This window comes from Echinicola arenosa, from assembly GCF_014841125.1.
Taxonomy (GTDB): Bacteria; Bacteroidota; Bacteroidia; order Cytophagales; family Cyclobacteriaceae; genus Echinicola; species Echinicola arenosa.
The window spans coordinates 149,361-163,037 of the sequence record NZ_JACYTQ010000006.1 but is presented as its reverse complement, the minus strand read 5'-3'; the positions used below and the strand labels follow the sequence as shown (position 1 = coordinate 163,037).

14 protein-coding genes are annotated in these 13,677 nt (G+C 38.6%); 5 read left to right on the top strand and 9 right to left on the bottom strand.

Annotated elements, in window-relative coordinates; translation table 11 throughout:
• The first annotated feature begins 14 nt into the window (after positions 1 to 14).
• From IFO69_RS16255 to IFO69_RS16245, 3 genes are all read left to right on the top strand, one after another.
• Positions 15 to 893 (top strand): LysR family transcriptional regulator, encoded by an 879-nt coding sequence (locus IFO69_RS16255; RefSeq protein WP_192011179.1) that lies wholly within the window; start codon positions 15 to 17, stop codon positions 891 to 893.
• 203 nt (positions 894 to 1,096) lie between these two features.
• A complete protein-coding gene (locus tag IFO69_RS16250) occupies positions 1,097 to 3,019 on the top strand; it encodes a family 20 glycosylhydrolase (RefSeq protein ID WP_192011178.1) in 1,923 nt (640 codons plus the stop codon).
• Between the two features lie 70 nt (positions 3,020 to 3,089).
• Positions 3,090 to 3,893: an endonuclease/exonuclease/phosphatase family protein gene (locus tag IFO69_RS16245; RefSeq protein WP_192011177.1), complete on the top strand. Its 804-nt coding sequence runs from the start codon at positions 3,090 to 3,092 to the stop codon at positions 3,891 to 3,893.
• A 76-nt stretch (positions 3,894 to 3,969) separates the two neighbouring features.
• On the opposite strand, the gene agaR is transcribed toward IFO69_RS16245, so the two are convergent.
• Positions 3,970 to 4,731, bottom strand: coding sequence for a transcriptional repressor AgaR (gene agaR, locus IFO69_RS16240; RefSeq protein ID WP_192011176.1), 762 nt, complete (start codon positions 4,729 to 4,731; stop codon positions 3,970 to 3,972).
• Positions 4,732 to 5,390: 659 nt separating this feature from the next.
• On the opposite strand from agaR, the gene IFO69_RS16235 reads away from it, so the two are divergent.
• Positions 5,391 to 6,098, top strand: a complete 708-nt coding sequence (locus tag IFO69_RS16235) for a hypothetical protein (RefSeq protein WP_192011175.1) — start codon at positions 5,391 to 5,393, stop codon at positions 6,096 to 6,098.
• Here IFO69_RS16235 and IFO69_RS16230 read toward each other — a convergent pair.
• The 4 genes from IFO69_RS16230 to IFO69_RS16215 all read right to left on the bottom strand — a co-directional run bounded on the left by IFO69_RS16230 (position 6,082) and on the right by IFO69_RS16215 (position 10,080).
• A complete protein-coding gene (locus IFO69_RS16230) occupies positions 6,082 to 7,143 on the bottom strand; it encodes a hypothetical protein (protein ID WP_192011174.1) in 1,062 nt (353 codons plus the stop codon). The two genes, IFO69_RS16235 and IFO69_RS16230, sit on opposite strands and share 17 nt — an antisense overlap.
• Positions 7,144 to 7,278: 135 nt before the next feature.
• Positions 7,279 to 8,223: a fasciclin domain-containing protein gene (locus IFO69_RS16225; protein ID WP_192011173.1), complete on the bottom strand. Its 945-nt coding sequence runs from the start codon at positions 8,221 to 8,223 to the stop codon at positions 7,279 to 7,281.
• Positions 8,224 to 8,354: 131 nt separating this feature from the next.
• Complete coding sequence (locus IFO69_RS16220; protein WP_192011172.1) at positions 8,355 to 8,825, bottom strand: hypothetical protein; 471 nt, start codon at positions 8,823 to 8,825, stop codon at positions 8,355 to 8,357.
• 1 nt (position 8,826) lies between these two features.
• Entirely contained in the window at positions 8,827 to 10,080 is a 1,254-nt protein-coding gene (locus IFO69_RS16215; RefSeq protein ID WP_192011171.1) for a sulfite oxidase, read from the bottom strand.
• Positions 10,081 to 10,393: 313 nt separating this feature from the next.
• Between IFO69_RS16215 and IFO69_RS16210 the strand changes: the two genes are divergently transcribed.
• Positions 10,394 to 10,705, top strand: coding sequence for a hypothetical protein (locus IFO69_RS16210; protein WP_192011170.1), 312 nt, complete (start codon positions 10,394 to 10,396; stop codon positions 10,703 to 10,705).
• A gap of 60 nt (positions 10,706 to 10,765) precedes the next feature.
• Here IFO69_RS16210 and IFO69_RS16205 read toward each other — a convergent pair whose 3' ends face one another.
• Genes IFO69_RS16205 through thiM form a run of 4 tightly spaced genes read right to left on the bottom strand, consistent with a single transcriptional unit; the run spans position 10,766 to position 13,676 of the window.
• Entirely contained in the window at positions 10,766 to 11,419 is a 654-nt protein-coding gene (locus IFO69_RS16205) for a TenA family protein (protein ID WP_192011169.1), read from the bottom strand.
• A complete protein-coding gene (thiD, locus tag IFO69_RS16200) occupies positions 11,403 to 12,242 on the bottom strand; it encodes a bifunctional hydroxymethylpyrimidine kinase/phosphomethylpyrimidine kinase (RefSeq protein WP_192011168.1) in 840 nt (279 codons plus the stop codon). Before thiD ends, IFO69_RS16205 begins: the two co-directional genes overlap by 17 nt.
• A complete protein-coding gene (gene thiE, locus IFO69_RS16195) occupies positions 12,239 to 12,886 on the bottom strand; it encodes a thiamine phosphate synthase (RefSeq protein WP_317173479.1) in 648 nt (215 codons plus the stop codon). The genes thiD and thiE overlap by 4 nt, the downstream gene beginning before the upstream one ends.
• Entirely contained in the window at positions 12,876 to 13,676 is an 801-nt protein-coding gene (gene thiM / locus IFO69_RS16190) for a hydroxyethylthiazole kinase (RefSeq protein ID WP_192011167.1), read from the bottom strand. The genes thiE and thiM overlap by 11 nt, the downstream gene beginning before the upstream one ends.
• Position 13,677 lies beyond the last annotated feature (1 nt).

The following is a 13,677-nucleotide window of genomic DNA, read 5'->3' as shown; positions in this document are numbered from 1 at the left end:
AAAAGTGATTAGTGATGGAAATTCGCCAACTCAAATATTTCATGGTATTATCAGAAGAGCTGCATTTTCACAAAGCCGCCGAGAAACTATGTATCGTTCAACCTGCTCTCTCAAAACAATTAAAATTGCTAGAAGAAGAGCTGGGAATAGCATTACTTCAAAGAGATAAAAGAAATGTGAAGCTAACAGCTGCTGGCAAATATTTCAAAGCAGAAATTAGGGTAATATTAGACCAACTTGAATTGGTCAAAAGCCATACTAGACTAATCCAAGAAGGCGAAAAGGGAGAAATTAGAATTGGCTATGTAGGATCCTGTATCCACACTTTCTTACCTGATGTTTTAACAGAAATGCATAATTCCTTTCCCCATATCCAAACCTACCTCAATGAAATGACCTCATTTACCCAACTGAAGGCCATAAAAAATGGAGAACTGGACATTGCCTTCTTGAGGAACCCATACCCTGATCCATTATACGGCAGCCAACTAGTCTTTAGGGAAACCTTTTCATTGGTCTTACCAGAAAACCACCCCACTGACGAGCATAATTTTCAAGAGCTTTCGCAATTAGCAGATGAAGAATTTATCCTTCCTACAAGAGCTGATGGAGAGCTTTATTATCGTTTGCAGTTAAGTATTTGTGAAGACAGTGGCTTTTCACCGCGAATAGCCCATGAAACAGTTCACGGACATACTGTACTGAACTTGGTGGGGCATGGGCTAGGAATTACATTTTTACCTACCTCTTTTAAAGAGGTATCCAACGCTGCTGTAAAGTTCATCCCTCTACCCAACATCAATCAAAGAGCGGAAATCACTGCGCTATGGAACAAGGAAAACCCTAACCCCAGCCTCAAAAAACTATTAAACTTTATCCCTCGACCGGAATAAATCAATTAAACCTTGGTAGCAGACAATTACCATTTATAAAAAACCTCGACAAACAGACTTATCTAAATTATTTTTTTCATTAACTTTCTACTCCTTTTAAAAACAATTACAAAAAGTCAGTTTATGAAAGTTTCAGAAAAAATATAACCTTCTTTTATCTTCACATTGACCCAAAGATCTATCAAAGCAAATAAATTAAAAGTATGAAAAAGCAACTTTGGATGATTGTATTGTCTTGCCTTTGCCTTGGCACAGCCCAAGCACAAAAGAGCAATATTCCATCCATCATCCCCAATCCGGCCAGTATAGAGCTACTTAATGGCCAATTTATCCTTAATGAAGAAGTATACATTATCGCCAAGGATGAAATTTCAAGAAAGTCAGCCTCAATTTTCAACGATTTTCTTCAAAAGCAATATCATCTGTCTCTGCCCATCACCGAACAAGACCAAGAAGGGAGTACAATTAAATTAAACCTTACATCCAACACTGAAAAACCTGAAGCTTACCATCTAAAAGTAGAAAACGATGGCATCACTATATCCGGTGACCACAGCGGCATTTTTTATGGCCTCCAGTCAACGCTTCAGTTAATCTCCTATAATGGAACGCAATTAATCGTACCTGCTATAAACATTCAGGATGAGCCTGAGTTTGCCTACAGAGGTATTATGCTCGATGTGAGCCGCCACTTCTTCGAAGTAGATCAGATCAAAAAAATGATTGATTTAATGGCCTATTTTAAATTCAATAAAATGCATTGGCACTTGACAGAAGACCAAGGCTGGAGATTGGAAATAAAAAAATATCCAAAGCTAACAGAAATTTCAGCTTGGAGGGACAGCACCATCATTGGCCAGTATTATGATTTTAAACCGTTTATTTATGATGGTGTTAAGCATGGCGGTTACTATACCCAAGAAGAAGCCAAGGAAGTGGTAAAATACGCTGCTGAAAGAATGATCACCGTGATTCCTGAGATAGAGCTCCCTGGCCACAGTTCCGCTGCATTAGCTGCATACCCTGAATTTGGTAGTTTCGACATGGATGGCGACAAACCTGAGGACAGTAAACCTTTATCAGGCAGCATTATGGCCATGAAAGAAAATGGAGAACCATATGACAATGACCTGAATACACAAGTACCAGGTTTCTGGGGAGTACATCCCAACATTTATGGTGTCAAAGAAGAAACTTTTCAATTCCTTGAAGATGTATTGACAGAAGTAATGGAAATCTTCCCAAGTGAATACATCCACATTGGCGGTGATGAAGTACCGAAAGACCATTGGAAAACTTCACCAATTTCCCAAAGGCTAATCAAAAAGGAAAAGTTAGCTGACGAGCATGAACTGCAAAGCTATTTTGTAACAAGAATGGAAAAATTTCTTAACGAAAACGGAAGAAAACTAATCGGGTGGGATGAAATCCTTGAAGGAGGTTTAGCACCAAACGCCACTGTTATGAGTTGGAGAGGGGAAAAAGGAGGAATCGCTGCTGCAAAAATGAGCCATGATGTCATTATGACTCCAAACAGCCACATGTACTTTGACCATTACCAAGCCGAAGACAAAACCACCGAACCTCTTGCAATTGGCGGATTTCTACCCTTAGAAAAAGTTTATAGCTATTCCCCAATACCTGAATCATTATCATCAGAAGAGCAAAAGTTCATCTTAGGCGTTCAAGCCAACTTATGGACAGAATACATTGCCACAACCAATAAGATGGAATACCACCTATTCCCTCGAGCTTTGGCACTCTCGGAAGTAGCTTGGACCAATGGCAATAACAAGAACTTTAAGGAGTTCTCAGAAGATAGACTTCCAACCCGACTAGCAGAACTGGAACAAATGGAGGTATTTTACAGGGTTCCTGAAGCAGATGTCCAAATTACCAAGGATGCTAAAACAGGAAGACATAAAGTAAATATCACCTCCTTTGTCAAAGGCAGCAAAATCTACTATACAGTGGACGGACACAAAGCAGATCAAACTGCCAACCTCTATAGAGGGGCTTTCCTTTCACCTTTTACAGGAACAGACCAAGACAACTTGATCCTAAACTATATCATTGTAACTCCTAAAGGAAGACAAAGCAATCAGTTCTCTGTAACTATTGAATAGCACTTACTAGGGTTGGCGGAATTGGCCAACCCTTTTTTATTTCACCATAAACTTCGCAAAACCTAAAACAATGAAAACCGTCAAAACTTTACTCACCCTCATTATAACACTTACGCTCACATTAATCTCAAAAGCGCAAAATACAGAATTCACTATTTTGACCTATAATATATATCATGGAGAACAAGCCTATCAGAAAGGAAAACCAAACTTGGACGACATTGCCAAGTTGATCAAAGATATCGACCCTGATTTTGTAGCTCTCCAGGAGGTTGACAGTATGACCCAAAGAACCGCTGAGGTTTATGATGGCAAAGCTGTTGACTTGGTAAATAAATTGGCATCAAAAACAGGAATGCACGGCTTTTTCGCCAAGGCAATCGACTATAGTGGCGGAGGATATGGAGAAGGACTACTCAGTAAAAACCCTGCAGAATTAAGCAAAATAGACTTACCGATTCCTCAAGGTGGAGAAGGAAGAGCAATGGCCATAGCCAGTTATAAGCTCAAGAATGAGCAAACCATTACCTTTGGGGCTACCCATTTGTGTCATCAATTCGATTCTAACCGAATTGCTCAGACAGAAGCAATTGTAGAGCATCTAGAGAAAAAGATTGGACCGAGCATAGTTGCCGGAGACTTAAATTTCAAGCCTGAAACCACTCCCTATAAAATTTTAGAAAAAGGTTATATCGATGCCGCAGCCTCGTATGGCAATCCTCTACCAACTATCCCTTATGAAAACCCAAGATCACGAATCGATTACGTATGGCTCTCCAAAAATTCAAATTGGGAAATCACTGAAGTAAAAGTAATCCCTGTTGGTTTCTCCGACCATATGCCAGTTTTGGTAAAAGTGGTTCTAAAAGACTGAAAAGCTTCAAACTAACAAAACATAAAAAGGCCTTGAGGTATAATCTCAAGGCCTTCTAAATTACTTAATGAGACGGTTAACTTGCTATGATGACCTCTACATTGTTTCTTTCTAGCATTTTAACATATTCAGTCTCTATCCGATCATCAGTAATCACTTTGTGTACACTGTTGAACCCTGAAATAAAAGCTAAACCAATTTTCTTAAATTTAGTTGAATCCGAAACCACAATCACTTCTTCAGCAATATCGATCATGATTTGATTGAGATAAGCTTCTTCCATGTAATGTGTAAACACCCCTACATCAGCTTTAAACCCATCCACTCCTAAAAACAATTTGTTACAGTGAAGCTGCTTTAAATTCCTTTCTGCCATTGGCCCGACCAAAGACATAGAAAACTCCTTTAGAAACCCTCCAGGCATCATCACCTCAAGGTTATCATAGCTAGCAAGATTATTTACAATATCCAATGCATTACTGATCACTGTTAACCTTTCGAATTTCCCTAAATTATTGGAAATCTCAAAAGTTGTAGTTCCTGAATCCAGGATAATAGAGTCATTCTCTTCTATCATGGACACGGCCTTTTTACCGATTTTTCTTTTGAGGTCAAGGTTGATTTTTTTCTTTTCAGTGACCGGCAGGGCCATATTATTCGTCTTGAATGCGCCACCATGTGCTCTCACTAAAAGTTTATTTCTTTCTAAGTTGGCCAAGTCATTTCGGATAGTCACCTCACTTACGCCCATCTCTTTACTAAGCTCACTTACATTAACCTGACCATGTTCATCCAAAACCTCCAAAATCCTGGACCTACGCTGCGCCGTCTTTTTCATAGTTCTTTTCTCTTAATTTCAAATAATATCATTTTCTTAAAAAATCTTTCGAAAAATACAGATTAAGTTTCACTTATCAAACACAAGAATGATCATTTAAACCAAAAAACCAACTATTTATTAAGCTCTTTCTTTACGTTTCCCATGTTTTAACAATTAATACATGAAAATTATAAAATATTATTTTCGTTTGAACTTTAAGTAAATATTACTCAAAATACAATTTCACAAAAACATAAAGTTTATACTTTCGATTTCAAGACATCTTACCACAACTAGGAAGCAACTACTTCAATTAGTCTTCTCTATAAATCAACCTATTATATACATTTAACTATTACTCTCTTCGTTTCCTTATCTAATAGATAAAAAATAACAATACTTTAATCGTATTTCAAGCATTCAATCAATTTAAAACGTTTAAATAAAAAGAATTCAAAACAAATTTTATTTTCGTTTTGTTTGTATATTAACTTTTTTTTCACAACCTTAGCATCAAGATAAAGATTATCTGGTTTGTTAGGGTTATTTTTCAGAAAAAGCCGATCTCTGTTTCCACACATTGAAGATCGGCTCTTTTTTTTGCTTAATTTCTAATCCTTTAAATAATAGTCTTAATTTCGAGATGATATCAACTAATTGAAAGCCTTACAAATCTTATGAAAACAAGCCTAACATTATTTCTTCTCGCGTTGTTTATCTCGCCTATCTGTGCGCAAGAAATCCCAGAAGGATACACCTTGGTGTACCAACAAGATTTCGAAACAAAAAATGCTCTTAGCGATTTCGAAATGACGGATAGTAAAGCTTGGCTGCTTAGCAAAGGAACCAAAGGTAAATCACTTGAAATCAATAAGGCAAGCGACTATACCCCTCGAGTTCGTTCACCTTTTAATATTGCTATGCTCAAGACCAAAACACTGGGTAGTTTTATACTTGAAGTGGAACTTCAGCAAACAGGCAAAGAATATGGCCACAGAGACCTTTGCCTATTCTTTGGGATGAAAGACGCTGAGAATTTCTATTATACCCATATAGCCTCCACCCCTGACCCACACGCACATAACATTTTCTTAGTTAATGATGAACCTAGAGTGGCTATTGGAGAATGGATAAACGACGGAATCAACTGGGGAAAAACCGACGATTGGCATACTGTCAGAGTAATTCGTGACATTCAAAAGGGCACAATTGAGGTTTATTTCGATGATCTTAAAAAACCAATTATGAAAGCAACAGACAACCATTTTGACTATGGACATGTCGGTTTTGGCACATTTGACGATATTGGAAAATTCGATAATATAAAAATCTGGGCTCCTGGAGAGGCTATCCTGAAGAAATCATTTTTCAATCCATCTCACTAAATTGGGCCAACTCCTCATCTATGTAATCATTCCAGCGCTCTTGGGCAGACCTATTCTGCCCATGACTGGTCTCTTCATCATAAGCTTCCTGCATCTGGTTCATTTCCCGGTAGGTCTCTATATAAAGATACCCGATGGCTCCATCATAATTGTCAGGCTCCAAATTTAACATACTCACTTTCTCCTTGAAACGTTCTACCACAATCTTTGTAATATCAAAATGCCTTCTTTCATGGTTGAGACCATAGGCATCTTTTGCACTTCCCTTTACCCATGAAGAAGATTTCAGCATAAATATTTTTGTTTGAAACTTGACATGAACAACGCCATTCATCACCTCACTATCTCCCTCCCATGCAAAACTTGTAAAAATGGAAGCGGCAAACTTGCTCCCTGTGTGTGGTCTAGCTTTAAAATCTTCCCAAACCAAAGGCCTATCAGTGTTATAAAATACTGTATCACCATTTTCCCTTAGATCATGATCTACAAACTCAAGTTTGACACTTTTAGCCAATTTAATATTTGTCTTGACTTGTTCATTCATCCAATTATTAAAATACTTTACGGAACTGGAAAGAGACTGTTTTAGCGCGGTAGTCACCACCTCATAATTACCTAAAGACCTCTTGTAACGCGCACCACCATTATAATCCATTAAATGAATTAAGCTATCTCCTTTAGAAAGATTAAACACAAACCCAAGATCAACAGTCCCTTCTAAAACTCCAGACTCTAAGCGTTTTTCTATCACTTGGCATTTTTTTATTTGCACCACAATTGGGCGAAGAGTTTTATCTTGAAGAAATCCTTTCTGAAAGTAAGCTCTCAATCCATGAACAGCCCCTCCTTTAATCTCCAAAGGCTCTAAAAATTTTGCTTCCCTACTGGTAAACAAGCCTCCAATAGTGGCCTTTTCTCTTCTTAAGTCAACCACATCTTTAAAGTAAAATTCTCTAACTGTAACCGGGATTTTATCAGGATTCAAGATGATATAGGTAGAAGCAGTCTGGGCAAACAGTGTACTTATTGAAAAAAAATACTTCAAAATAAAAAAAATCGAAAAGCCCAATATTTTCATATTCCTATCCATGCTTCAGCCTCTAACTAAAAACTTATCTTTGTAAGATAATAAAAAACTGTTGGAAGGAATCCAACAGTTTTAAAATCTTGAAGAATTGAATTAAGGAAGTATCACTTCATTGATCACATGTATCACTCCATTAGTAGCATGAATGTTTAGCATACCCGAATTAAGGGAAGCCCCTCCGACAGTCCCAGCACTCAAATCTACTTCTAACATAGTGCTCGTGTTCAATGTCGTCAAGGATTCTCCTGTTCTTAAATCTTGTGAAAATGCTCTTGATGGAACCACATGAGCTGTCAACACGGCTGTCAATGTTTCAAGAGGAATGTCATTATAATCACTCCAGGATGGATTGGAATCATATAATGCCTGAAATGCAGCATCAGTAGGTGCAAAAACAGTCAAATCTCCTTCATCACCACTGACTGCATCCACCAAATTTGCCCTTTGAAGAGCTCCAACTAACTGGGTAAACTCAGGGCTGTTAGCGGTAGTCATACTTACTGCTATCTCGGCTATTGATTGAGAAGGAGGCACTATCACGTAATCTAACACATGAATCACCCCATTGCTGGCTTCAATATCGGTATCCACAATTTGTGCACTACCATTTATCCATAAATTCCCGTCGGATGCTTGACTCACGTAAAAGCTATCTCCACTTGCAGTCTGGACTTCTCCAGTACTAACACCAGACGCCATCACTTCTGAAGCCAACACATGGTAAAGTAGAATATCAGAAAGTTGATCACTAGCCAACAGATCGGTAGCGGCAAGTGCATTATCATCTAAGAAAGACATAAAAGCATCATCATTGGGAGCAAAAACAGTAAACGGGCCATCCCCTTCAAGGGTTGATACTAAATCCGCCTCCACAACAGCCGATTCTAAAATCGTAAAATTAGGACTATCAACGACAATATCCACTATACTATCCTCTTCTATTGGCATGGGTTCATCTTCATCTTTGCAAGCGGTAAAGAATAACCAAGCAAAGAGTAGCACTGGTAGAAATGGGACTTTTTTACTTGTAGTTTTCATGGTTCAGTTGTGTTTAGATTATAATTGTAAATACAACTTATAAACATGTGTTGATTTAAATTGTTTAATATTTATTGAAATTTATTAAACAAAAAAAAGAAGAATTATCAGATTTTTAAAGTCACTCCCCCCTACTCTTTCAGCTCATACCATTCTATATCAACCAAATTAGGTCTTCTCCCCCTTTGAATTGGCGCGTAATATTCAGACAAATAGCTTACGATAATCTCTTCATTGCTCCCTAAATCCCATAGTCCCTGAGTTTCTTGCATCCAATCTATCAAAGCCATCCACCTCTCCTTTGAACCTCTATTTTGAATAATCAAATCAGCAGCATGGCAATTTGTACAGTTCGCAATAACTGTTTCATAACCTTCTTCAGCTACTAAGCCTGTTGACATATGTATGCCATCTTTTACTAAATCCCCTTCTTGCACGTTTACTTCAGCTAAATCAGTTGACCCAGTATCTTTGCTTTTATGTATAAAATCAGGATTTATATTGACCAAAACCAAAGCTCCTATCATAATAACAATTAAAAAGGACAAGCCCAGCATTAAGCCTAAAAGCTTTTTCAAAGATTTTATTAAATCATTTTCCATCTTATCCTACTTTTATTGCTATTCGATGACAGGCATTATTTAGGTAGCCTTTAGGATTCCAGCCAGGCACTACCATTGGCTGAGACACCCCATTGGCATCAGTAGCCTTTGCCCACACTTCATAGTACCCTTGTTGAGGAAAGCTCAATTGAGTTTTAAAGTGCTGCCAAGCCAGCCTATTGACTGGCTTTTCCAATTGACACTTTTGCCAAGTTTGGCCAAAGTCAATAGAAACTTTCATATCGCTTACTTCCAATTCACCAGCCCATGCGTGTCCCCTCACCTCTAATGATTTTCCCTTTGCGATCATTGCACCGGTTTTGGGATAAGTAATCAAGGACTTAACAGGCATTGATTCTATGATACACATGTCCTCATTAGCCACTTCTTCTCCTGGTGCAACAGGCTTGCACGGCACTCTATAGGAAGGAGCTTCCATCTTAGCTCCATCGTGAACAATGTTTCTTACCGAAATCCGGTTAAGCCATTTTCCAGAAGCTGAGGCAGGAAAACCTCCTGCCACCAACCTAAGAGGAAACCCATGTGCCAAAGGAATATCTTCCCCATTCATAGAAAATGCCAATAAAGTCTCATCCTGAAGGGCTTTATAGATGGGCACTCCCCTTGAAATAGGCTCCTTATCCGGATTTCCACTTAAATGAGTATCTGCAGCATGATAACCCACATAAACAGCTTTATCAGTTATACCTACATCCTCCAAAACATCCCGTAACCTCACCCCTGTCCAAGAAGCACAGGAGACCGCTCCAGTCTTCCACTGATTGCCGCTTGCAGGTGGGTAGAATTCACTTCTTCCATTTCCCCCACATTCCAAGGTAAGCTGGTAAGTGTAATGGTCAAACTTACTTTTCAAATCTTCAAGTGAATAACTTTTGATGGCTTTCACTGCTTCGCCATCCACCGTTAACTTCCACGTAGCTTTATCCACTTTCTCTGGGATCAAACCATTATTCCGTACAAACATTTTGTCTGCAGGAGTCACTTTATCGTCCAAAATATGCGGCTGAGATTCTAAGTTCCAAGGCTTATTATTTAGGATGATCAAATCCTTGTGTTTTTTGAATAGCTTATACGGATCATCATCTTGAAAAACAACAGGAACATAATCTTTGGGCATACTGCTTCCAAAGACGATATCGGCACCAATTATGGCTGACAACGTACTCAAACTTATGTTTCTTAAAAATCTCCGCCGGCCGGTTATTGCTAAACTTTGGATTTTATCTTCAGTCATTACTATAATTATTTTGCTTCAAAAGTTTCTTCCATTCAAGCTTCCAATTAATCACTTAATTCAAACTATTCCAAAAATAATTAAGCTTCAAATACTTAAACCTCCTTAGGTTATAAAGGGTTTTTTGAAAAGTTTAAGTGGTACAAAGAATGACAAGCCATATGTCAATTTGCTTCCACAAATTGAAGAACAATTAAACAATTGATCCCGCTACAACAATCTAAAAATACTTGAACACTCCCTTTTTCTATTTGGCATAATTGTAGACAACTTAATTGAAGTAGACAATTGAAAAAACAACCACTTACTAACTATGAAAAAAATAGCATTTGTTTTTGCATTTAGTGCTTTCACAATATTGACAGCTAAAGCAGCTCCTTTATCACCCATTAATGGTTCTTACGCTCTTTTTCAAGATAACAAAAAAGAAATCGATGCTGAAGACCTCCCAAAGGCTGTTAAAAAAACCATTTTAGAAAGTAAAGAAACCAAAGCAGTCCCCATCTATAAGGCTTATGAGCTAACCAACCCGGACAGCACCATTACATACAAAATTTCCTTTGGGCTTGAAGAACCAGAATTTTCTAAAACCTATGATGAAGAGGGAAATGAAGTTAACGATTAGTCATGTATTTACCAACTAAACAAAGGCAGCCTAAAAACCCCAGGCTGCCTTCGTTATTTTTTAAACCGGCCAACTCTCCAACCTGTAAGCACTTTCCCAAAACATCCATTCCAGTTTAGAGGCCATTTCAAATGCCTCCAACATCTTTTCCTGCAAAGGCTCACTGGTATGTGAAGCTATCTCATCAGTAATGGAAATAGCTTTTGACACAGCTAAGGCAAATTCCTCTCCCGAATAAGTATCTATCCAGTTTTTGTAAGGATTGTTTCCTGTCTTTTGATTTTCAAAAATAAAATCACCAACCTTTTTGTAGATCCAAAAACAAGGCAGTATAGCCGCTACAGCCACCTCAATATTTGCAAAACCAGCTTGATTGCGGATATAGTTTGTATAAAGCAAGCAAGAGGGAGATGGCTCTACCTCATCAGGAATACCTAACTCTTTAAAATAACTTTCGTGCAAAGCCCTTTCAACCACTATTGCTCCAGATGCGAATTCTGAAAATGCCAATACATGATCCAAAGAATCCATCCTTCCACTGATGGTGCTCAACGCCTTCCCAAACTCTCCAAGATAAAAAGCATCTTGGGCCATATAGAACTTAAATTTGTCCTTTGACAATTCCCCACTCATCAATTCTTGATTGAAAGGAAGCTTCAAAATCTTATCGTATAGGGGTGTTATCCTTCCCCACGCCTTATCTGACCATTTCATGCTTAATCATTCTTATAGGTTCATAAAAGTGGTTTAAGGGACCATTTCCCTGACCAGTCTTCACTTCCATTCCTGCTTCAATTGCCGAATAGACATATTCTCTTGCTTGCTTTACTGATTCTTGAACAGTCAAACCCCTTCCCAAAAAAGAAGCTATAGCTGAAGAAAGTGTACAGCCTGTCCCATGGACATTTTTAGTTGTCAATTTTGTACTTTCAAATGTCTCACAAGATTTCTCCGCTACCAACACATCCCGAACTACATCACCATCTAAATGTCCTCCTTTGACCAATACGTACTCAGGGCCCAGTTTCAGGATTTCTTCGGCCGCCTGTTCCAGCTCATCCTTAACAAGAATTTCTCTTCCAAGGATTACGCTTGCTTCATCTAAATTAGGCGTCAATATATGTGTCAATGGAAAAAGCTCCGACTTAATTACTTCAACCGTCTCTTGTTGTATTAACCGATCTCCGCTTGTAGCCACCATTACTGGATCAAACACAATTGGTATTTCAGGATATTTTTTCAATTCCTTTGCAATAGCCATCACAACCTCAGGCCTACTGAGCATGCCAATTTTTATGGCATTAGGAGTGATATCGGTAAGTATAGACTGAAGCTGAAGAACAATATGCGCTACAGGAATATCATGAATATCGCATACACCCAAGGTGTTTTGAGCGGTTGTGGCAGTTATCACACTTGTCGCGAAGCAGCCCAAAGCAGACATCGTTTTTATATCTGCTTGAATTCCTGCTCCACCACCGCTGTCTGAGCCAGCAATGGTCAAAACAGGCACATATTCTTTGTTTTGATGATTCATGTCAAAATGGCTTTCTCTATTTCATTTCTAATAGACGCTGCAGCTTCTTCAGGGCTTTCCGCACTACAAATGGCTGAAACCACGGCCAAACAATCCGCACCCGCTTCAATTACCTGCTTTGCATTATCTATTTTTATATTCCCTATAGCTACCAATGGTTTGTTCGTTATCCTTTTGATACTTTGTATACCTTCCAAGCCCCACTCAGTGATCGTATCAGTTTTGGTTGGTGTGGAGAAAACAGGACTAACACCATAATACCATGCCTTTGATGCACCTGAACTTTCCAGTTGATGTAGCTTTTCAATGGATAAACCAACAGGAAAGTTTTCTCCCAATAATTCTTTGGCAATATCCATACTACTATCAGATTGACCAATGTGCACCCCGTTTGCATTTACAGCTTTAGCAACGGACAAACTATCATTTACAATCAATGGCACATTATACTTGGCACAAATTTCTTTTGCCCTTTGGGCTTTTGTAATAAAATCCCTTTCGAAAAGCTCTTTCTCTCTAATTTGAACAAGGTCTACACCTCCTTTAATCGCTTCCTCCAAAACCCAAAAGAAGTCCCTGCCCAAACAAGCCTTTTGGTCGGTTACCATATAAAGACGAAATGGAAATGTCCTATTAGTCTTCACGATGTTTTACTTTAGCCAATTGATTAACATGCTTGTCTTCTAGCTGATAAAGTGAATCATAAAAGTTCAACTGGAGCGTGCCTGGCCCAAAGGAATTCTTTGCAGCAATCTCTCCAGATAAGCCCATCAAAGTCATTCCAGATACGGTTGCTTGAAAATAGTCCTTTTCTACAGCCATAAAAGCAGCAATTAATGCAGTAGCTGTACATCCCATCCCTGTTACTTTACCCATTAATTCATGGCCGTTTGCTATTTCCACCACTCTATTTCCGTCTGTCACAAAATCCGTAGCGCCGGAAACACACACAATAGCTCCCGACTCCTTCGCAAGCTGCATTCCATAGGACAAAGCATCATCTGAGGAATGTGTACTGTCCACTCCTTTTGTTTGAACATTAGCTTTTGCCAAGGACATAATTTCTGAAGCATTTCCCCTTATTACATTAGGTTTAAAGCCTAGCAAACGGGTAAGGGTTTCATTTCTATAGGCCGTTGCACCAGCTCCTACTGGATCTAAAATCCACGGTGTATCGCGTTCATTGGCTTTTTTGACCGCTAATAACATACTGTCCACCCAAAACTCATCCAAAGTCCCAATATTGACCACCAAAGCCCCAGCTATGTTCACCATGTCTGCTACTTCCAATTTGGCGTGTGCCATGACTGGAGAAGCGCCAAGCGCCAACAAAGCATTGGCCGTATTGTTCATCACGACATAATTGGTAATGCTGTGCACCAAAGGGGATTTTTCCCTCACTAATTTTAAATTCTTGATTATAGACTCCTTCATA